Here is a 19,368-nt window from a genome sequence, read left to right on the forward strand (position 1 = left end):
TTGGGTCATAGCCAGATACGGCCGAGGTTATAGGTCAGGTAAGGGGAACTGTCGGCGGCCAGCCAGATGGGGCCATCGAGATCGACATGTTCTGCCGCCGTGGTGATGGGTAAAGCGGCTTCCATCGCCATTGACGAGCCGAGCATGCAGCCGACCATCACCTGTAGGCCGTGGAGCTTCGCCGCTTCCACCATCGCCAGCGCCTCGGTCAGCCCGCCGCATTTGTCCAGCTTGATGTTGATCATCTCATAGCGGCTGCGCAGTCCGGCGATATCGCCGCTGTGGTGGCAACTCTCATCCGCGCAAATCGGAATGGGGTGAGTAAAACGCTGTAAGTCATCATCTTTTCCGGCAGGTAGCGGTTGCTCCACCATGGCAATCTGATAGCGGGTCAGCGCACTGAGCAGGCTGCTGAGATCCAGACCGCCCCAGGCTTCATTGGCGTCGATAATCAGCGTGGCGTGCGGGGCCACGGCACGAATCGCGGCCACTTTCTCCAGAATCAGTTCGCGATCCAGTTTTATTTTCAGCAGCAGGACGCCGCGCGACACCGCATCGGCGGCGGCGGCGGCCATCTTTTCCACGCTGTCGAGAGACAGGGTTTCCGCGCAGATGACGGATGTCGGCGGCTGAATGCCGAGGCATTGCCACAGGGTTTGTTTCTCCAGCGCGGCTTTGAGCCGCCACAGCGCACAGTTCAGCGCGTTTCTGGCCGCTCCCGGCGGTAAACGAGTTTGCAGTTGCGCGATGCTGAGACCGCTTTCGATATCATCGGTTATCTGTTTTAACTGCCGACACACACTTTCTGCGGATTCGCCGTAGTGAGCGGTCGGCGTACATTCGCCCTGACCGATAAATCCCTGTTCTTCCAGCGTGACCCGCACCACGGCGACCGCGCTACGGGTGCCGCGAGAAATCGTGAATGGTCGCGCTAAAGGCAGGTTTACGGTTTCGATTTGCATATGACGCATGGTTAACCTCACTCCCCGCACTGTTTAACATGCATACCGATAGCCATGCGCCATGAAGCGCTCATGAAACGCCGGAGCCGTAATAGCGACGGACATCGGCAACGCCAGAGATTCGGTCTCATTACCGGACAGCGGCAGATAAGGTTGTGGGATCGACATGACGTTTTTCTCATCAATGGGCAAGTGGTTAAGAAAATATTCCATGATGCATCATCGCTGACGAATACTTGTTCATGGGTAGGGTATAGCCTGAGGTTATACCGGCGGGGGTATATGTTTTCACCGTTTAGCGATTTGCCGGGAAGACGGCCGCAGACCGAAAACGCCGGATTTTGGCCCTGCGCCGCAGGGCAAGATAGGCATTGCGCCGCTAAGGCCGTATAATGCGCGCCAGTTAACATTTACCCGCCGGAGATAAGCCATGCGCCCTACAGGCCGAAGTGCACAGCAAGTACGCCCCCTGAAATTAACCCGCCATTACACAAAACATGCTGAAGGATCGGTGTTGGTTGAGTTTGGCGACACCAAAGTTTTATGTAATGCCACGGTTGAAGAGGGTGTGCCGCGCTTTCTGAAAGGACAGGGCCAGGGCTGGGTCACCGCCGAATACGGCATGTTGCCGCGCGCGACGCACAGCCGTAATGCCCGTGAAGCCGCGAAAGGCAAGCAAGGGGGCCGGACGCTGGAAATTCAACGTCTGATCGCCCGCTCGCTGCGCGCCGCCATCGACCTTAAAGTGCTGGGCGAGTACACCATTACGCTGGATTGCGATGTCTTGCAGGCGGACGGCGGCACGCGTACGGCGTCGATTACCGGTGCCTGCGTGGCGCTGGCCGATGCGTTGAATACCATGGTTGCCGGCGGTAAGCTGAAGAAGAACCCGCTGAAAGGCATGGTCGCGGCGGTCTCTGTCGGCATCGTCAACGGCGAGGCGGTGTGCGATCTGGAATATGTCGAGGATTCCGCCGCAGAAACCGACATGAATGTGGTGATGACCGAAGATGGCCGCATGATTGAAGTGCAGGGAACCGCCGAAGGCGAACCGTTCACCCACGAAGAATTGCTGTCTTTGCTGGCGCTGGCGCGCGGCGGCATCGAAGATATCATTCAGGCGCAAAAAGCCGCGTTAGCCGATTGATTTTCCTTAAGCGACCGCATGGTCGCTTTTTTGTGGTCTGTCTTTGATGAAGATAGCCGTGACGAACAACAACGCGACCAAACCGTGAGACGAGGAGATGCAGTAATGAAAGCCTATCAGCGCCAGTTTATTGAATTTGCGCTCAGCAAACAGGTATTGAAGTTCGGGGAATTTACCCTGAAATCAGGGCGTATCAGCCCTTATTTCTTTAATGCCGGACTGTTTAATACCGGGCGCGATCTGGCATTGCTGGGGCGCTTTTACGCCGCGGCGTTAGTGGATTCAGGCATTGAGTTTGATTTGCTGTTCGGACCGGCTTACAAAGGGATCCCGATTGCGACCACCACGGCGGTGGCGCTGGCGGAACATCATCAACGCGATCTGCCTTACTGTTTTAACCGTAAAGAAGCTAAAGATCACGGCGAAGGCGGCAGTCTGGTCGGCAGCCCGCTACAGGGGCGCGTGATGCTGGTTGATGATGTGATCACCGCCGGCACGGCGATCCGCGAGTCGATGTCGATCATTGCCGCCCACGGCGCCACCCTGGCCGGCGTGACGATCGCGCTGGATCGTCAGGAGCGCGGACGGGCCGATATTTCCGCCATTCAGGAAGTCGAGCGTGATTATCAGTGCCGGGTGATCTCCATCATTACCCTGCAAGAGTTGATTACGTATCTGGCGGAAAAACCGGAAATGGCTGCGCATCTGGCGGCGGTTAAGGCATACCGCGAACAGTACGGCATTTAATTCGCGCCAACGGCGGGTTCCGCCAGAGGCGTCTGGCGGGAATGGCCGAAAGACAGAGCGGAAATCAGTGCAACTGCGCGGCCAGCAACGGCCAGCGCGTATCGAATTCCTGCGTCGGTCGGTAACGGAAGTCGGAGCGGATAAACCGTGAAAGCATGCCTTCACAAAATGCCAGCAGCTGGCTGGCCAGCAGCGTTTCATCGTGCTGAAAGCCCTTGCCGTCACGCAGTTTATGTTCACGTAATACCTGACGCAGCTGCGACTCGATACGTTCAAACAGCTGATTGATTCGGCCCTGCAACCGATCCTGTTCAAACATCAGCGCGTGGCCGGTCATAATCCGCGTCAGCCCTGGATTACGTTCGGCAAACCCCAGAATAAGCAATAAAATCAGGCGCAGACGGTTAAACGTTTCTTTTTCATCTTGCAGAATCAGGTTAATGCGGGTAGTCAGGCTATCCTCAATAAACTCGATCAGGCTGTCAAACATACGCGTTTTGCTGGGGAAGTGCCGATAAAGCGCGGCTTCGGATACCCCGACGTTTGCGGCCAGTTTTGCTGTGGTAATGCGTTGGCTGCCGTCGCTGGATTCCAGCATTTGCGCCAGCGCCTGCAAAATTTCCTCGCGCCGATTCCTTTTCTTGTTTTCTTTTTCTGCCATGCCTGAAAAGACCCTTGCTAAAAATTTGACTGACAAGCACCCGGTAGCGCCACAGTCACGCTATCGTGCTGTGGCTTATATGAGTTTTTACGATACCGGGTGGTAAAGGGCGTGTTAGTTACGACCGGAATGGCCGAAACCACCTTCTCCACGCTCGCTGCTAACGAAATCTTCGACCAGATTAAACTCGGCCTGAACGACGGGAACGAAAATCATCTGTGCGATGCGCTCGCCCGGCTCAATGGTGAATGTCTGCTGACCGCGGTTCCAGACGGAAACCATTAACTGCCCCTGATAGTCGGAGTCGATTAGCCCGACCAGATTACCGAGCACCACGCCATGTTTATGGCCCAGACCCGAACGCGGCAGCACCATGGCGGCCAGATTGGTATCGGCGATATGAATCGCCAGCCCGGTGGGGATCAGCGTGGTTTCGCCGGCTTTTAATTCAATCGCCTGATCCAGACAGGCGCGCAAATCCAGCCCGGCGGAACCCGGCGTGGCATAGGTCGGTAACGGGAATTGTTGACCAATACGCGGGTCAACTATTTTTACGTCGATTTTTTTCATCATAACGGCTGACAATCTCGTCGATTAAGTTTTGGCCAAGAAGAAGCTTGTCGCATTGTGGCAACTGCTTGTCTCCGTCTTGCCAGAAAAGATGTAATGCATTGGTTTCACTGTTAAAACCATGCCCGGAAAGGGAGACGTTGTTAGCGCAGATGAGATCCAGCTTTTTACGCGCCAGTTTTTGTCGCGCGTATTCTTCCACATTCTGGGTTTCGGCGGCAAACCCGACGACATAGGGACGGTTTTTATCCATCGCGGCGACATCAGCGATAATATCCGGATTTTTTATCATCGTGACAGTCATTTCATCACCCTGCTTTTTGATTTTTTCGTCAGCAACCAGCTTGGGGCGATAGTCCGCAACGGCCGCGCAGCCGATAACAATGTGCTGCCGGGCGGCTTCGGCCATCACGGCCTGTTGCATATCCAGCGCGCTGCCGACGTCAATGCGCTTCACGCCGCTCGGCGTCGCTAAAGCGACGGGGCCGGCAACCAGCGTGACGTTTGCCCCTCTGGCGGCGGCGGCCTGGGCAATGGCGAATCCCATTTTCCCCGAACTGTGATTGCTGATGAAGCGCACCGGATCGAGCGCTTCTCGCGTCGGGCCGGCCGTAACCATAATGTTCAAATGTTGCAGATCGTTGACGGCGGTAAAATGGCGCTGCGCCAGTTCGACAATCTCCAGCGGATCAATCATCCTGCCCGGGCCGATGTCGCCGCACGCCTGGCTGCCGCTGTCCGGCCCCCAGAGTTGCAAACCACGCGCCGCCAGCGTACGCAGGTTGTCCTGCGTCGGTAACGCGCGATACATCTGCTGGTTCATCGCGGGAACGACGGCTATGGGCGCGGGCGTCGCCAGACAGAGGGTGGTTAGCAGATCGTTGGCCATGCCAGCGGCCAGACGCGCGATCAGGTCGGCGGTGGCGGGAGCCAGAATAACCAAATCCGCCCATTTCCCCAACGCGATATGACCCATCGAAGCTTCCGCCGCCGGATCGAACAGGTCGTCCGACACCGGGTAACCGGACACGGCCTGCAAGGTCAGCGGGGTGATAAAGGTTTTGGCGGCTGATGTCATGACAACCCGCACTTCCGCCCCGCTATCGCGCAGGCGTCTTACCAGCTCCGGGCATTTATAAGCGGCAATGCCCCCGCTGATGCCGAGCACGATTCGTTTTCCAGAAATACGTTGGTTAGAAAGCTCATTCAGACTGGAAAGTCCCATCATCATGGTCCGATTAAAAACCGAAAGAGGCGTCATTTTATCATAACCTTGCCCTAAGCGCGGAATCTTAAGCCTCCCGGCTGACTGGCGAACAAAAATTGCGAACCGATTCGCAACCTGTCACGGCTGGCATCGTCCCTTAATGCCGGCCATGTCATGATGGCGTTCGGTCGGAGCGGGAGGTTCTATGAGCTGGGGAAATGAGCAGGCGCCGCGGGAGAAATTGGTGAGCCAGGGCGCTGAAGCACTGACGGATACCGAGCTGCTGGCGATTTTTTTACGCACCGGGTTGCCCGGTATGCACGTCATGCAACTGGCCGAGAGCCTGTTGGCGAAATTTGGTTCGCTGTATCACCTGATGTCCGCCGAACAGGCGGAGTTTTGTACCACCAAAGGCATTGGTATCGCAAAATATACGCAATTGCAGGCGGTGGCCGAGCTGTCGCGCCGGCTGTTTTCGTCCCGTCTGGCAAAAGAGGATGCGATGCTGAGTCCGGAAATCACCGGGCAGTATTTGCAATTATTACTGGCCCGTCAGGAACGGGAGGTTTTTTTGGTGATGTTTTTGGATAATCAGCATCGGGTTATTCGTCATCAGGAAATGTTCGCGGGTACGATTAACAGCGTAGAGGTACACCCGAGGGAAATTGTGCGTGAAGCGCTGAAAGCCAATGCCGCCGCGTTGATTTTGGCTCACAATCATCCATCCGGGAAAGCGGAACCCAGCCAGGCCGACCGGGCGATAACCGAACAAATTATTAAAGCGTGTCTGTTATTAGAGATTCGCGTGCTTGATCATCTGGTCATCGGGCGTGGCGAATATGTCTCTTTTGCCGAGCGCGGATGGATTTAACCGATATTTCCGTGATCCTGGGGGATCTTTAGCTGTTCGGGACTTGAGCACTTACGCTTCAAAGCGTATACTACGCCACCTTTGAGAATCTTGGGTGTGGCGTTAAGAGCCTATCTCAGCAGGTTTATCCTGATGACGGAGTCTTTTCAGTGAAGTTGCTGAGATGGGCTCTAGAGCCTGACGAGGCGGCCACCACTCTATACGAAGCTCGAGCTGATTTTGATTTTTGGAGAATAGACATGTCCCGAGTCTGCCAAGTTACTGGCAAGCGCCCGGTGAGCGGTAACAACCGTTCCCACGCACTGAACGCGACTAAACGCCGTTTTCTGCCGAACCTGCACTCACACCGTTTTTGGGTTGAGGGTGAAAAGCGCTTTGTAACGCTGCGCGTATCTGCTAAAGGTATGCGTGTTATTGATAAGAAGGGTATTGAGACGGTTCTGGCCGATCTGCGTGCCCGTGGTGAAAAGTATTAAGGAACTGAATCATGGCTAAGGGTGTTCGCGAGAAGATCAAGCTGGTTTCTTCTGCTGGTACTGGTCACTTCTATACCACCACGAAGAACAAGCGCACGAAGCCGGAAAAATTGGAACTGAAGAAATTCGATCCAGTTGTCCGTCAACATGTGATCTACAAAGAAGCTAAAATTAAATAATTTTGGCGGATTACTGAAAACCCGGCTTCGGCCGGGTTTTTTTATGGCGGGCTATCCTTGCCCGTCACCACAAGCAACGATTTTTTATGGTTCCGATTTTCTGTATCAGCCGCTTGTATCCTTCTTCATGTTATGCCAATTTCCTGAACTTGGGTTTCTGCAACCATTTGGTAATGAACACATATGAATTCGACGTTACACCAACTTTTGCTGACGACGCCGCATGCGCAACATCCTGCCGGATTGGCAAGAATATCAGGCGCAGATAAAGCAACAGCATGGGCGGAAATACGCTTTCTGGCAGCGGCTCAATTAACCGATCGAATTTTTCAGGAGATAAAGCATGCCCGAACTGCCAGAGGTTGAAACCAGTCGTCGGGGAATCTCACCCTATCTTATCGGTCATACCATCCTTTATGCCGAAGTCCGCAATTCTCGTCTGCGCTGGCCGGTTTCCAGCGAGATTTTATCGCTCAGCGATCAGGTTGTGCTGGGCGTCCATCGGCGCGCCAAATATCTGCTGATTGAGTTGACCGCCGGGTGGATTATCGTTCATCTGGGCATGTCCGGCAGTCTGCGTATCCTGCCGGAGTATATTGAGCCGGAGAAACACGATCATGTCGATTTGGTCATGGATAGCGGCAAAGTCCTGCGTTATACCGACCCGAGGCGTTTCGGCGCCTGGTTATGGACGGATAACCCTGAGGCAAGCCCGGTGCTGGCGCATCTGGGGCCGGAACCGTTGAGTGAGGCGTTTTCCGGCGATTATCTGTATCAGCGATCGCGCGGCAAAAAGACGCGGGTTAAGCTATGGATTATGGATAACAAGGTCGTGGTTGGCGTGGGGAACATCTATGCCAGCGAATCGTTGTTTATGGCGGGCATCAGGCCGGACAGGCCTGTCGGTTCGTTAAGCGAAACGGAAGCGAATTTGCTGGTGGAAACCATCAAACAGGTTCTACTGCGTTCGATTGAGCAGGGCGGCACAACGTTGCGGGATTTTTTGCAATCAGACGGCAAACCGGGATATTTCGCTCAGGAACTTCAGGTCTACGGACGGACCGGCGAACCTTGCCGGGCTTGTGGAACGCCGATAGAAATCGCCAGGCACGGGCAGCGAAGCACTTTCTTTTGTCGCCGTTGCCAGCGTTAATTTTCCTGCAATCACATTTATTAAATCAGGGTTGATGCATGCATAAAAATAACGATGTCGTATTTTTCCTCGAAAGTTCGAAAAATATGGGGGGACAGGAATGGCAACTGCTGCAACAGATGGAAGAATTGAACCGGCGAGGCGTGGCGACCTATTTATTATGTAATCCCCAAGGGCGCATTGATGGCGAAGCACGTTCGCGCGGGTTGTCCGTCATTAATTTGCCCTTTCGCAACAGCTTTCATCTGCCGACGATTCAGGGGATTAGAAAAGCGATAAAGCGCCATCGCCCGATGGCGTGTATTTGTCACAGCGGCCATGATGCCAACAATCTGTGCGTTGCGGCAATCACCCTGGTCAAACGGCCCAAAATCATCAGGTCGAGAACCTATTACACCAACAGAAAACCGAATCCTCTTAGCCGCTTTCTGCCGATTGATTTGGTCATGGTGCCAAGCCAGTTTATGGCTCACAAGATTAAGCCGCAGTTTTTGGGTAAAGAGATTGCGGTGGTTTATCCGGGAATTGATTTTGCAAAACTTGATAACGAGATCAATCTCCCCGTCAGGGAGGATTTATCCGACTGGCTCAATGAAAATCAGGGCGATGTGATTATTCAGCTCGGCATGTTGAGGGCGGAAAAAGGACATAACATAATCCTGTCTGCGATGAGCGAGCTAATAAAAAGCAGGCCTCACCTGAGATACGTTATTGCCGGTGGCGGTAATGCTGAGAAAATAACAGCAGAAATTGCTGAGCGTGGCTTACAAAAAAATATATGGCTAGGAGAATTAAAGTCGGTGGCCGCAGCCTTGAAGAGAGCGAACGTGCTGGTCATGCCTTCAACCAAAGAGCCGCTGGGGATGGCGCAAATAGAAGCGTTGGGATTGGCGGTTCCGGTGATTATCAGTAACGAAGGCGGGCTGCCGGAAACGGTCAAGGATCACGTCACCGGGCTTATCGTTGCACGAAACGAGCCGCAGGAATGGGTCAGGGCAATTGATTTCGCATTATCAAATCAGGAGACCATGCGATCCTATGCGCAAGCGGGACAAAAAGATGTTAGAGCCAGATTTGGGCTGGACGCGAATACCAATCGCCTGATGAGCATTATCAGGTCTTGATGCGCTTTAGGCGTGTTGCAGTTTTTTCTGTAATGCGCCGGCAATGGACGCGGGCAGGAAGTGAGAGACATCGCCGCCATGACGAGCCACTTCCTTGACCAGCGAAGAGGAAATAAAAGACCACTCTTCGGAAGGCATCAGGAACACGCTTTCCAGCGCCGGCATCAGATGGTGATTCATTTTGGCGAGTTGCAGTTCGTACTCGAAATCGGATACCGCGCGCAATCCCCGCACCAGAATGGTTGCTTGCTGATGTTGCGCAAAATGCGCCATCAGTTCGCTGAAGCCGACAACGTCCACATTCGGCAAATGTTGGGTGACTTCTTTTGCCAGCGCTACCCGCTCATCAAGCGTAAATAACGTATTTTTGCTCGGACTGGCGGCAATCGCCAGCACCAGATGGTCGAACATCCGTGATGCGCGGGTGAGTAGATCCAGGTGGCCGTTGGTTAGCGGATCGAAAGTGCCGGGATAAATCGCTTTGATTGTCATGATGATCCTCTGCTCCTATGCTCAAAACCACGGCCAATTATTGCGTCCGAGGCGGCAGATAGGGTTCCAGCAATGAGAGCAACTTCTGCAAGGCCCCTTGATTCTGATGCAATACCTCGACGGCGTGTCGGCCATAATAGCGGCGGTAATCTTCATCGGCGAGCAGATTCCCAACTTCTCTGGCCAGCGATGCCGCATCCGTCACGGTAATCAGGCCATCCGCCTGCTCAAGTTTGTTGCAGATGTCTTTAAAGTTAAAGGTGTGCGGCCCCATCAGAACGGGAATGGCATGGGCGGCGGCTTCGAGCGGATTATGACCGCCGCGTTCGACCAGACTGCCGCCGACAAACGCCAGATCGGCGATGCCGTATAACAACATGAGTTCACCCATGGTGTCGCCAACAATAACCTGAGTATCGGCGGAAGGGAGTTCGCCGCTGCTTCGCAAGGTGTAGTTGAAACCCAGGCTTTGGGTCAGCGCCTGCGTGGTGGAGAAACGCTCCGGATGTCTGGGAACCAGGATCAACAGCAGGTCAGGGAAATTAACCAGCAGCTGACGATGCGCCGCAAGCACAATGGACTCCTCGCCTTCGTGCGTGCTGGTCGCGATCCATACCGGGCGGTGTGGCGCCCACTGGCGCCGCAACGTCACCGCGCGGGCCGCCAGTTCCGGGGTAACGGAAATATCGAATTTAAGGCTGCCGGTAACGGTGAGACTTGAACGCTTCAAACCGAGATCGATAAAACGCTCGCCGTCTTCCCGATTTTGCGCGGCCACCAGTGTGATACGCCGCAGAATATGACGCGTCAGACTGCCGATTTTCTTGTAGCCGGCGGCTGAGCGGGCAGATAAGCGAGCGTTGGCGATCACCAGCGGAATTTTACGTTTATGCAGCTCATCAATCAGGTTAGGCCACAGCTCTGTTTCCATAATGATAACGACTTTGGGGCGAACCTGATTAAAGAAACGTCGCAAAGCGGAGGGTAAATCATACGGGAGATAAACGTGATAAACCGTATCGCCGAAAGCGGAACGTACACGCTCTGAACCGGTTGGCGTCATCGTGGTGACGGTAATCGGCAGGTTAGGGTAGCGATGCCGTAAAGCCCTGACCAGAGGGATAGCCGCCAGCGTCTCGCCCACGGAAACGGAGTGCAGCATTATGCCATCTGGTTTCACTTTTTCCGCGCAGAACCCGTAGCGTTCACTCCAGCGTCTACGATATGCCGGCGCCTTGCGACCGCGCAGCCACAGTCGAATCCATATCAGCGGCTGAATAAGGTAAAGAAGAACGGTGTAGAGAGTTTGTAGCATGCGTTTATTATGAGTCCAGTTAAGTACTAAGACCTATCATATAATGAAAATTTCATATTGCTAATGAGTTAGTAACTTGAGTAGTTTCGTATGTGCCTTCTCTGTAACAATTTTCTTTTTAGTTTATTTAGTACCCTTTTTATTTTAAGTTTTATTGGTAAGTTTTTCTTTATTTTTTTCTTTTTCTCTTGATTCACTGACTTATTTAAGTCAGTGAATCGGTCATTGCCAATATCTGATTGAAAGGAATGATCGCTTAGTTCAATGCAATGGGGGATGACACCTCTCAAATTTATTATACCGTATTCCTTAAATAAAAACCAGTGGTCTGCAATTGACCATGCAGGATAAAGGAACTTATATAGTTCATGTGCACCTTTATTGTTAATTACATAACCATGGGCTAGCGTCCCTGTAAGTCCATTATATATTTCATATGTCTTGTTTACTCGTATTTTCTCGTTTTCAATGTATTTTGATATAGGGGTAAGTAATGTTACTGTAGGTTTACAAAGTTCTTCTTTTTCCAGGAAAAGAAGAATATCCATTATGCTGGAATTTAATAACGCATCATCTTCTAAAATAAGAGCATTAGGTATGTTTTGGTCTATTATTTTTTTATATAAAAACAAATGACTTAATGCGCACCCTAATTCTCCTGGAGTATTTAGCATGTTGAGGGGTAATGTATGTGTTTTTTTATCAGTTTCCGACAGTTGATATCCATTGATTGCAGGGAATATCTCATAATCAAGGCCCAATTCAGAGCACTGATTGACTATGTTTTCCCTTCTTTGAACTTTTTCTTTTAAATTAATAATAAATGTTTTCATATTTTTATCGATAGTGAGTTGTAATTTACAATCAAATTGTGTTTTTATTTTATGGAGTTATATTTAATTCTGCTTTTTATAGCTTTAATAAACTTTCTTTTTCTAAATTCATGTTTTGATTTTTTCTTCCACTGGAGTGGTGTAACCGCTTCTACTAATGGAATATCACTCCATGTTGAAGCATGATAAGCTTTTTCAAAAAAAATCGTGGATGGATATTGACCCCATTCATTCCAAGGTTTTGTTGTGCCTACATAGTGGATAAGAATACTATCATCTGTAATCGTTTCTTTATATTTTTCATGTGTACGATCATTTAATTCGCTCTTTATACTATAAATACAATTAAACTTTCTTGGAAGTAAAAGGGTTTTATGAAACAGTAGAAAGTTTAATGCATCTTGGTCAGGATATTTCATTTTTGGATTTTTTACTATGAATGAAAGTGTTTCGCGTGTTAGTTCATCATCATGCCATTTTTGCATATTGATGAGCATTACACCGGAGTTGAAATAGACCCCCTCTAATTCATCATTTTTTAGTCTCTCAGCTGCTTTTTTCTGCATGGATGCCACATCTGGTATGACGGCACTAACATTATCCTGAAAATCCAAATGGGCTAGATAATCAAGATCTCCTTTACACATAACGTCTGCATCAAGATAGAGCAAGCGTTCAAGTGTTTCTCCCAGGTAGTCAAATGCAATTAGTCGGAAGTACGCGGAATGTGGCCAATATTTGGTAGGTAGATTTTCTAATGGTATAGTATTGACATGATATAAACTTATATCAACGTTAAATGTCTTCGCCATTTTTTCAAATCGTGAAACCGTATTTTCGTCAAGACAATCTATAAAAAAGTGAAAGCATAGTGGTATAGTGTTATTGATAATTATAGACGTTGCGGAAATTGCCGCTCCGAAAATAAAGTTTTTATCAATACCATAAGCAATATGCAGGCAAGGGAGAGCAGGGTTAACGTTGGGGAAACCTGTTATCTTTATAATATTTCTGATGATTGTTTTTTTAAAATACATGATTTTTCTGATGTGAGTGTTAGAAGATTTTTTTGATAAAATACATCATATAACTTTTTAAGCCCGCGACTATTTTCCCCGAGTGAAATTGGTGTTTCGCACAGTAGCGAAACTGGCTAGCAGATTTTGCACCAAGTAATTTTGAATTTGACCATGGTGAGTGGTTTTTAGCCTGAATGAAATATTTGGTACAATGATATTCACTGGACCATTTATGCCAAGGTTTTGTTGGTCCAATATAATGTATGAAAACAGTATTATCTACTATTGTATTGGCATATTCTTTATTTTTTTTAGTTTTCAACTCATAATTAATACTGAATTGTGCATTGTATTTTTTACTAATAAATATGACTTTTTTGACAAAAAGCATATTAAGTATATCTTGGTCAAGAAATGATATTTTTTCTTTTACTTCTTCCTTTGCTAATAAATTCATGGCTTTTTTGCTAATATCTTCTTCTGCCCAGCGGTATATATTGATAAGTAAAAAGCCAGCATTGAAATAACCATTTTTTATCTGTTCATCTTTCAGGGCAATAGATCGTTTTTCCCACCAATCTTTTTCACCTTCCGTAACTACGGCAGCCATAGTATTACTTAAGTCAAGAGTTAATAACTCTACCAGACTACCCTTACAGATAATGTCTGCATCAAGATAGAGTAGCTTCTCTATCTCATTATAGAAATAATCAGCAATAACGAATCGGAAATAAGTTGCATAGGACCAGTTTTTGGTGCTGGGTAAATCCTTTAATTCTTCACAATTTACGATATATACTATTATCTTTGTATTGTAATCTACAGAAAGTTTTTTGAAATCAATAAGATCATTATCTTCAAAATAGTCAGTAAAAATATGAAAGGTAAAATCAATATCTTTGTTGTTGAGTAATATTGAAGTAATGGATATTCCACATCCAAATAGGAAATTTTTATCAATTCCATATGCAATGTTTAATTCTTTATTATTTTCTGGATTTTTATTCTTCTTATTTAATATTATTTTTTTTGTGATAACATCGTTTTTATTAAAATACATAATGTTCTCAATGAAAGGTTATGTTATCAAAATGATTATAGATTAATCATTTTGTGTAGATTTGTTTTGAGATCTTTATAATATTCTGCATCGTAAAAATGGCTTATTGATAATTTAATGCTCTGGGATGATGGTAGCGGTTCTTTATCGACAATACTGTTCATGATCGACTGTAATTTGCTCAAATCATATGGGGGATACAATCTGCCGTTAATGCCGTTTTTTATAATATCTGCTGGCCCTGATGGGCAGTCTGAACTGATGCAATAGATACCGTAAGACATGGCTTCCGCAAGAACCATTCCGAATCCTTCAAAGGAGGATGTTAAGAGTAAGGAACTAACTGTTTTAATCTCGGTTCTAATATATTCCCATGGATTTGCCTGCCAGCCATGCCAATGGATATGCTGACTGATCCCTAACTGCTGTGCATAAGCCTGACATATTTTCAGATCTGAGCCATCGCCTACGGCATGGAATACCCAATCGCCTTCAAGCCTAGAGAGCGTATCCAATAAGTCCTTGAGCCGTTTTTGGCCTTCGAACTTGATTCTGCCAACATATAAGAAAGAGGCTGGCTGTGTAGATTCAGGTCGGGGAATGACTATCTCTGTTGGCGTCACTGGGTTAAATATCGTATAGATCTTCTCTGCCGGCACACCACGATTGACTAACTGTTGTTGAATGCCAGAACTGATAGCCAAATGATAATCCGCTTCCAGTACACGTTCGGAGTATTTTTTATGATCGAGAGAATAATGGATCCATGAAATCAGCCGAATATTTCTGTTGCTGTATTTTATCGCTCTGGCTGCAATCAGGCAGGAGGGCGAATCAAAAGCGATGATGATATCAGGATTATTTTTCTCAATATAACGACTGAGAGCATAAATGTGTTTAAGTCGTCTGAAAAATGAAATCTTAATCCCGGATCTGGAATAAACAGCTTTCTTCCCAGCCAGCCAGCTTTTATCCATTCTATCGTCACGACAAAGGAAATAGAGAGTATAGTGATGTCTGGTTGCAGGATCATCTGTTAGAAAACCGGTTACTTTTTGTATCACAGTTTCAATGCCGCCAAATCCGGATACCGCTTCACCAACAAAAAGTATATTCATATTGATTCGATCGTATTGTGCATTATAGTGATTTACGTTCAGTTCTGCTTTTTATCTTATCAGCTTTAATTTCTGCTTCGCTAAGCAGATTTTTTTCACTGTCTAATATCGTTTTCAATGGCTGATTAAAATAAATTTTTAAAAAATAAAAAATATCCGTTTGGGTTAAGCCGATAGTGAGCGACGAAAAATACAAACCGATAAGATCTTTATTACGCCAGCGCAATGGCACTTTTTTTCTAAGCTGCGCACGATGTAAATCAATTACCGATATTTTCAGCTTGCTGCTGTCCGGATTATACGGTAGATGCAGCAGGAAATGGCAGATATAACAATCCCGGTGGTTGATCCCGCTGGCGTGCATGCCGCGCACCATTTCCGCGACCCGACGGATGAGCCGCCTCTTTTCCTTAAATGTCGGACGATTTTTCGCCCAGGTTGCGCAGTAGTCTTCCAGGCTAATCGCCGGGTTAAGATCTTCCGTAATGATAAAGGAATGGCGGCGCAACGGATTTAAACCGCGTTGCCCGAATCCCACTCCTCGCATGGTATCGACGCCCTGCTTGGACAAACGGTGGATTGCATTCCATTCGCGATCGGCGCCTAACACCGGCAGCCTGAGTGAGATCAGGTTTTTCAGCACTTCTTTTAGCGTGGTGCCGCGGTGTATTTTTATAAAATAGGACTGCTTGCCCACAGTAAAACGCAACGTCCGGCGGCTTTCCAGCGCGCGGAATATATCGCCGTCGAGTTTATCGACCTCTTCAAACGGGTTTTTATTTTGCCATAATGATGCGAAAGGTTCTTTTAGCTCAATCATGATGGATCACCCGTTATCAACGCTGCGGCTTTCTCCGGCAAACTGTATAGATCTGCGGTATCGGCAAAATGGCGCGCATTGGCGGCCCATTGCGTACGCTCTTCCGTCTGGCTTAGCGCGTGGTGTAATACGGCATTTAATTCATTCTGACGGTAAGGTTCTTCGATAACGGCCCCGGCATTTGCCCGATCAATATAAAAAGCGTAGCCGCACACATCGGTCACAATGACCGGCAAACCCGCGGTCAGTGCTTCAAGTAGCACGATGCCAGCCGCTTCCTGATGCGCAGGGTGAATCAGTAAATCGGCCGCCGCCATAAAATCAGGAATATCGTTACGGCCTGAAAAGAAACGTACCTGAGCGCTGATTCCCAGACGCGAGGCGATTTTTTGATAACGGCCGGGTTTATCTTGCCCGACAACCAGATAAATCGTCTGTTTTCTCTGTGTTTCCGGCAGGCTGGCAATCGCATATAAACTTCGTTCAACGCCTTTACGATAGAAATCCGAGCCAACCTGCAAAACCACCAGACTATGCTGCGGGATCTGTTGCTCTTGTCTGAATCGTGTTCTGACCTGTGCCGCATCCGGACGATATTTACGATCGGGAGAAATACCCGGTGGTAAAATGACGAATCGCTCATCCTGTGTGCCGTAATGTTTTTTGAAGTCGTCAATCTGGCGGTGAGTGAGCATCAGCATTTTAGTGCGGCTATCACGCTCAAAAACGGCCTTTTCAAAAGCGGCATAATGTCGGTAACGCGACGTTAAGCGATAAAGAAAACCTTTCTCCTGCGCCACTTTTTCGGCATAGCAAACATCGGCGGCATAATAGAAATCCAACCCCGGCATTTTATTAAAACCGACTATCCGGTCTACCGGGTGTTGTTGCATATGTTGTTGTATCCACTGATAATATTCTTTATTGCGTGCGTGATTGGTGTGTTTCCGAACCGGAACCTGAATCAGTTCGAAATTATCAATCTGCGAACCTTCCCATGATTGGACGTATACGCGAATATGATGTCCGCGAGCCTGGCAGGCCTGAGCGATGCGTAAAAAATCTCTCTGTAGCCCACCAAAAGGGAAGTACTTGTACAAACAGAATGCAATGATCATTGTCGTGTCCCAGATTGGGATGCCTGCCTAGTTTTAGACAGCATAGTCAGTGCTGCCTCAATGACATCTGTTGCCGGAATACAAGACAGATATTTATGCTGCCTGTCTATTCCGCTGCGTTGGGGCATCGTCTGGTAATCTCCAGCCCAGATAACGATTTTATTCTCACTCCAGGGGCGCCAGAATAGATGATCCGTTGCGCCGAACAGACATACTATCGGCGTCTCCAACGCGGCAGCCATGTGCATGGGAGCGGAATCGACACCGATAAAGAGTTCCGCGTGATCTATTAATGCGGCTAACTGAGGAAATGTCGTTTTGCCCGCAAAATCCGTTATCGGTGGTGATTTACACAGCGCTGAAATAGCATTAATACATTGTTGATCTTCTTCGCTGGGGCCGGACGTTAAAATAACATTCAATCCGTTTGACTGAATGTTATCGATAACGTCAGCAAATTTATCATTATCCCAGCATTTAAATATCTGTCGCGCTGTGGGTTGTATAACGATATATTTTTTGTCTGCATTGATAGTTATCAGTTGGTTATGAATCGTTTCCCATTGTTTCTCATCGTAAGCCATAATGGTGTGCGTATTAATTTTTGATAAATGCAATGCGTTGGCTACCGAAAGATTATGTTCAACAACATGAGAACCTACTGGCCTGACGATTTCATCAAAGCAAAAGCGCCAGAAAAAGGAATCTCGATGCCTGAATTCCAAACTTATTTTCTTGCGGGCGTTGGCTAGCTTTAGCAATGGGGCTATAAGCCACTGATCCGTCAGGTTGATAATCAAATCATAATGGTTGGCTCTTAGTTTGCGAGTCAGATTCGAGAAACTTTTTAGTTTACGCAGTGCCCCTTTCTCTTTTCGCTTGATACCGTATAATACATTGATATCTTTATTTTCGGACAAAATCGGCATGGTATCTTCGTACAATAATACGTCGATTTGGGCATCCGGATAATTCATTTTCAGCGTGCTGATAAGCGGGGTGGTGAGTAGCATATCACCATGGAATCTGAGCTTTACAACCAGGATTTTTTGGTAATTTTGATAAACATTATCCACCGTAATTCCTTTGTTTATTTCACGTATAACGATTTTATTGCAGGACTACTTTATCAAAACTAGTCTGTTCACTTCTTTGGCTTTGGGCCAAGAAAATACTGAGGCAATAAGTAAGTACCCAAACTATGGTTGTGTTCCTACCGTAAAAAATCACGTCACTTAAGCCATAAATGATCAATGCTAATGAGAGTGATATTATTGCGTAGTCTCTTATAATAAAAAAAGAAAAATAAATTAGAGAAGCATAAAAAATAAGCAAAGCAGCTCCGCCGAATATTCCTTTTAGAGAGATGGCTTCGATAAATTCGTTATGCAAATGAATCTTAGTAAATAGTGATGCGCCCAAAAGGGAGCGATCCTTTTCCGCTTGTTGTTCGATATCAATTGCTCTTGACTCGGCAGATTGTCCCATTGGCGCATTTAAAAAACTGCTCATCCCGGCTTTATACATAGCAATGCGAGCACCAACTGATGTATTACTATCCGCCTGTTCGTATTTTTTTAAATCTGTAAGAAGGTTATTTGCTCTAGTATTTATCGTGTCATAACATAATGCTATACAAGCTATGCTGATTGTTATAAATTTCACGATTAATTTAAAATCTATCTTTTTGTTTTTATAAATAAAAGGGCTTAATACTATTATACTTAATAGCGGGTATGCTAATATTGCCGCCCGTGTTCCTGTAAGTATTATAAGAATAAAAAAAACAAAATAATTTAAAAGAAATAAATTAACTCTTATCTTGATATTACTTATAAAAATAGCTTGTGATATAAGAATTCCGATAAACGTTATCATATATGCAGAACTCGTCGCTATACCGTCAGATAGTGTAAATCTTTCATCGTATCGTGAGAAATAAAAATATATTAATAGTATGATGGGTGTTACATATATGCCAATAATTGATGGTTTTGATTCTTTATATTTCAGGGGAGATAATACTGTAATGAAAATAAATACTGACCCTATTAGTAATATTTTCTCTATATTGTGATAGGAATGATAGATGCCTATCATTTCACTGTCATCTGTTTTATATATTAATCCCCAAATGAAATTTACTGCACTTAGCAATAGCATGCTGAGTGCGACCATTATATTTTTATTATTTATCTCCTTTGTCTTGAAGACCAGGAATAGAAATATAATAGCAATTATACCTATATTGTTGAATATTTTTACAGATAATCGTGAGTTAAAAATCATGAAATTTAATGCAATAATAAATCCTATGTAGATGGAAGTAGAAAGTAGATTTTTTCGGATGTTTAATTCAAAGTTTTTCATGTTTAATTTTATATTAAGTTTGTTTTTTGGTGTGTGTATAAATGAGAATCTGTTCTTTAAGTAATAAGATTGATATACCTAAATGAAAATAATAAAAGCTACGACTTTGCTCAAAAATGGACGTTT

The 19,368-nt window shown here is 46.9% G+C and carries 22 protein-coding genes; 7 read left to right on the forward strand and 15 right to left on the reverse strand.

Annotated elements, in window-relative coordinates; all coding sequences use genetic code 11:
* Positions 1–5: 5 nt before the first annotated feature.
* Both dgcA and HOY33_RS15570 read right to left on the reverse strand, forming a co-directional pair.
* Positions 6–971: an N-acetyl-D-Glu racemase DgcA gene (dgcA, locus tag HOY33_RS15565; protein ID WP_172291053.1), complete on the reverse strand. Its 966-nt coding sequence runs from the start codon at positions 969–971 to the stop codon at positions 6–8.
* Between the two features lie 24 nt (positions 972–995).
* On the reverse strand, positions 996–1,175 hold the full coding sequence (locus HOY33_RS15570) for a hypothetical protein (protein ID WP_172291054.1): 180 nt from the start codon (positions 1,173–1,175) through the stop codon (positions 996–998).
* Positions 1,176–1,392: 217 nt separating this feature from the next.
* Here HOY33_RS15570 and rph point away from each other — a divergent pair, with 217 nt between their 5' ends.
* Both rph and pyrE read left to right on the forward strand, forming a co-directional pair.
* The gene (rph, locus tag HOY33_RS15575) at positions 1,393–2,109 is read left to right on the forward strand and encodes a ribonuclease PH (RefSeq protein WP_172291055.1); all 717 of its coding nucleotides are present in this window, start codon (positions 1,393–1,395) and stop codon (positions 2,107–2,109) included.
* Positions 2,110–2,214: 105 nt separating this feature from the next.
* Complete coding sequence (gene pyrE, locus HOY33_RS15580; RefSeq protein ID WP_172291056.1) at positions 2,215–2,856, forward strand: orotate phosphoribosyltransferase; 642 nt, start codon at positions 2,215–2,217, stop codon at positions 2,854–2,856.
* A gap of 64 nt (positions 2,857–2,920) precedes the next feature.
* Here the strand turns inward: pyrE and slmA are convergent, their stop codons facing one another.
* From slmA to coaBC, 3 genes are all read right to left on the reverse strand, one after another.
* On the reverse strand, positions 2,921–3,517 hold the full coding sequence (gene slmA, locus HOY33_RS15585) for a nucleoid occlusion factor SlmA (protein WP_172291057.1): 597 nt from the start codon (positions 3,515–3,517) through the stop codon (positions 2,921–2,923).
* Positions 3,518–3,631: 114 nt separating this feature from the next.
* Positions 3,632–4,090 (reverse strand): dUTP diphosphatase, encoded by a 459-nt coding sequence (dut, locus tag HOY33_RS15590; RefSeq protein WP_172291058.1) that lies wholly within the window; start codon positions 4,088–4,090, stop codon positions 3,632–3,634.
* Positions 4,059–5,315, reverse strand: coding sequence for a bifunctional phosphopantothenoylcysteine decarboxylase/phosphopantothenate--cysteine ligase CoaBC (gene coaBC, locus HOY33_RS15595; protein WP_172291113.1), 1,257 nt, complete (start codon positions 5,313–5,315; stop codon positions 4,059–4,061). The genes dut and coaBC overlap by 32 nt, the downstream gene beginning before the upstream one ends.
* Before the next feature lie 184 nt (positions 5,316–5,499).
* Here coaBC and radC point away from each other — a divergent pair, with 184 nt between their 5' ends.
* The 5 genes from radC (at position 5,500) to HOY33_RS15620 (ending at position 9,097) form a co-directional block, all read left to right on the forward strand.
* Complete coding sequence (radC, locus tag HOY33_RS15600) at positions 5,500–6,165, forward strand: DNA repair protein RadC (protein ID WP_172291059.1); 666 nt, start codon at positions 5,500–5,502, stop codon at positions 6,163–6,165.
* 239 nt (positions 6,166–6,404) lie between these two features.
* Positions 6,405–6,641 (forward strand): 50S ribosomal protein L28, encoded by a 237-nt coding sequence (rpmB, locus tag HOY33_RS15605; RefSeq protein ID WP_048637009.1) that lies wholly within the window; start codon positions 6,405–6,407, stop codon positions 6,639–6,641.
* A gap of 11 nt (positions 6,642–6,652) precedes the next feature.
* Positions 6,653–6,820: a 50S ribosomal protein L33 gene (gene rpmG / locus HOY33_RS15610; RefSeq protein ID WP_004392084.1), complete on the forward strand. Its 168-nt coding sequence runs from the start codon at positions 6,653–6,655 to the stop codon at positions 6,818–6,820.
* Between the two features lie 343 nt (positions 6,821–7,163).
* Complete coding sequence (gene mutM, locus HOY33_RS15615; RefSeq protein WP_172291060.1) at positions 7,164–7,973, forward strand: bifunctional DNA-formamidopyrimidine glycosylase/DNA-(apurinic or apyrimidinic site) lyase; 810 nt, start codon at positions 7,164–7,166, stop codon at positions 7,971–7,973.
* Positions 7,974–8,011: 38 nt separating this feature from the next.
* The gene (locus tag HOY33_RS15620; RefSeq protein ID WP_172291061.1) at positions 8,012–9,097 is read left to right on the forward strand and encodes a glycosyltransferase family 4 protein; all 1,086 of its coding nucleotides are present in this window, start codon (positions 8,012–8,014) and stop codon (positions 9,095–9,097) included.
* Between the two features lie 6 nt (positions 9,098–9,103).
* Here the strand turns inward: HOY33_RS15620 and coaD are convergent, their stop codons facing one another.
* The 10 genes from coaD to HOY33_RS15670 form a co-directional block, all read right to left on the reverse strand.
* Positions 9,104–9,589 carry a pantetheine-phosphate adenylyltransferase gene (gene coaD, locus HOY33_RS15625; RefSeq protein WP_172291062.1) on the reverse strand — a complete coding sequence of 162 codons (486 nt, stop codon included), beginning with the start codon at positions 9,587–9,589 and terminating at the stop codon, positions 9,104–9,106.
* A gap of 37 nt (positions 9,590–9,626) precedes the next feature.
* Positions 9,627–10,904: a lipid IV(A) 3-deoxy-D-manno-octulosonic acid transferase gene (gene waaA, locus HOY33_RS15630; protein ID WP_172291063.1), complete on the reverse strand. Its 1,278-nt coding sequence runs from the start codon at positions 10,902–10,904 to the stop codon at positions 9,627–9,629.
* 68 nt (positions 10,905–10,972) lie between these two features.
* Positions 10,973–11,737, reverse strand: a complete 765-nt coding sequence (locus HOY33_RS15635; RefSeq protein WP_172291064.1) for a glycosyltransferase family 25 protein — start codon at positions 11,735–11,737, stop codon at positions 10,973–10,975.
* Between the two features lie 44 nt (positions 11,738–11,781).
* On the reverse strand, positions 11,782–12,774 hold the full coding sequence (locus HOY33_RS15640) for a glycosyltransferase (RefSeq protein WP_172291065.1): 993 nt from the start codon (positions 12,772–12,774) through the stop codon (positions 11,782–11,784).
* Between the two features lie 19 nt (positions 12,775–12,793).
* On the reverse strand, positions 12,794–13,816 hold the full coding sequence (gene waaO, locus HOY33_RS15645) for a lipopolysaccharide 3-alpha-galactosyltransferase (RefSeq protein ID WP_172291066.1): 1,023 nt from the start codon (positions 13,814–13,816) through the stop codon (positions 12,794–12,796).
* 35 nt (positions 13,817–13,851) lie between these two features.
* On the reverse strand, positions 13,852–14,934 hold the full coding sequence (waaB, locus tag HOY33_RS15650; protein ID WP_172291067.1) for a lipopolysaccharide 1,6-galactosyltransferase: 1,083 nt from the start codon (positions 14,932–14,934) through the stop codon (positions 13,852–13,854).
* A 22-nt stretch (positions 14,935–14,956) separates the two neighbouring features.
* Positions 14,957–15,754: a lipopolysaccharide core heptose(I) kinase RfaP gene (rfaP, locus tag HOY33_RS15655; RefSeq protein WP_172291068.1), complete on the reverse strand. Its 798-nt coding sequence runs from the start codon at positions 15,752–15,754 to the stop codon at positions 14,957–14,959.
* Positions 15,751–16,872 carry a glycosyltransferase family 4 protein gene (locus HOY33_RS15660; protein ID WP_172291069.1) on the reverse strand — a complete coding sequence of 374 codons (1,122 nt, stop codon included), beginning with the start codon at positions 16,870–16,872 and terminating at the stop codon, positions 15,751–15,753. The genes rfaP and HOY33_RS15660 overlap by 4 nt, the downstream gene beginning before the upstream one ends.
* Positions 16,869–17,948 carry a lipopolysaccharide core heptosyltransferase RfaQ gene (gene rfaQ / locus HOY33_RS15665; protein WP_172291070.1) on the reverse strand — a complete coding sequence of 360 codons (1,080 nt, stop codon included), beginning with the start codon at positions 17,946–17,948 and terminating at the stop codon, positions 16,869–16,871. Before rfaQ ends, HOY33_RS15660 begins: the two co-directional genes overlap by 4 nt.
* Before the next feature lie 34 nt (positions 17,949–17,982).
* Entirely contained in the window at positions 17,983–19,242 is a 1,260-nt protein-coding gene (locus HOY33_RS15670; RefSeq protein ID WP_172291071.1) for an O-antigen ligase, read from the reverse strand.
* Positions 19,243–19,368: the final 126 nt, after the last annotated feature.

It is taken from the genome of Brenneria sp. hezel4-2-4, from assembly GCF_013155275.1.
Classification (GTDB): Bacteria; Pseudomonadota; Gammaproteobacteria; order Enterobacterales; family Enterobacteriaceae; genus Brenneria.

Bases quoted from the DNA above. Each gene is read 5' to 3' on its own strand.
- dgcA (WP_172291053.1), bottom strand. From the start codon at position 971: ATGCGTCATATGCAAATCGAAACCGTAAACCTGCCTTTAGCGCGACCA.
- HOY33_RS15570 (WP_172291054.1), bottom strand. From the start codon at position 1,175: ATGGAATATTTTCTTAACCACTTGCCCATTGATGAGAAAAACGTCATG.
- rph (WP_172291055.1), top strand. From the start codon at position 1,393: ATGCGCCCTACAGGCCGAAGTGCACAGCAAGTACGCCCCCTGAAATTA.
- pyrE (WP_172291056.1), top strand. From the start codon at position 2,215: ATGAAAGCCTATCAGCGCCAGTTTATTGAATTTGCGCTCAGCAAACAG.
- slmA (WP_172291057.1), bottom strand. From the start codon at position 3,517: ATGGCAGAAAAAGAAAACAAGAAAAGGAATCGGCGCGAGGAAATTTTG.
- dut (WP_172291058.1), bottom strand. From the start codon at position 4,090: ATGATGAAAAAAATCGACGTAAAAATAGTTGACCCGCGTATTGGTCAA.
- coaBC (WP_172291113.1), bottom strand. From the start codon at position 5,315: ATGATGGGACTTTCCAGTCTGAATGAGCTTTCTAACCAACGTATTTCT.
- radC (WP_172291059.1), top strand. From the start codon at position 5,500: ATGAGCTGGGGAAATGAGCAGGCGCCGCGGGAGAAATTGGTGAGCCAG.
- rpmB (WP_048637009.1), top strand. From the start codon at position 6,405: ATGTCCCGAGTCTGCCAAGTTACTGGCAAGCGCCCGGTGAGCGGTAAC.
- rpmG (WP_004392084.1), top strand. From the start codon at position 6,653: ATGGCTAAGGGTGTTCGCGAGAAGATCAAGCTGGTTTCTTCTGCTGGT.
- mutM (WP_172291060.1), top strand. From the start codon at position 7,164: ATGCCCGAACTGCCAGAGGTTGAAACCAGTCGTCGGGGAATCTCACCC.
- HOY33_RS15620 (WP_172291061.1), top strand. From the start codon at position 8,012: ATGCATAAAAATAACGATGTCGTATTTTTCCTCGAAAGTTCGAAAAAT.
- coaD (WP_172291062.1), bottom strand. From the start codon at position 9,589: ATGACAATCAAAGCGATTTATCCCGGCACTTTCGATCCGCTAACCAAC.
- waaA (WP_172291063.1), bottom strand. From the start codon at position 10,904: ATGCTACAAACTCTCTACACCGTTCTTCTTTACCTTATTCAGCCGCTG.
- HOY33_RS15635 (WP_172291064.1), bottom strand. From the start codon at position 11,737: ATGAAAACATTTATTATTAATTTAAAAGAAAAAGTTCAAAGAAGGGAA.
- HOY33_RS15640 (WP_172291065.1), bottom strand. From the start codon at position 12,774: ATGTATTTTAAAAAAACAATCATCAGAAATATTATAAAGATAACAGGT.
- waaO (WP_172291066.1), bottom strand. From the start codon at position 13,816: ATGTATTTTAATAAAAACGATGTTATCACAAAAAAAATAATATTAAAT.
- waaB (WP_172291067.1), bottom strand. From the start codon at position 14,934: ATGAATATACTTTTTGTTGGTGAAGCGGTATCCGGATTTGGCGGCATT.
- rfaP (WP_172291068.1), bottom strand. From the start codon at position 15,754: ATGATTGAGCTAAAAGAACCTTTCGCATCATTATGGCAAAATAAAAAC.
- HOY33_RS15660 (WP_172291069.1), bottom strand. From the start codon at position 16,872: ATGATCATTGCATTCTGTTTGTACAAGTACTTCCCTTTTGGTGGGCTA.
- HOY33_RS15670 (WP_172291071.1), bottom strand. From the start codon at position 19,242: ATGAAAAACTTTGAATTAAACATCCGAAAAAATCTACTTTCTACTTCC.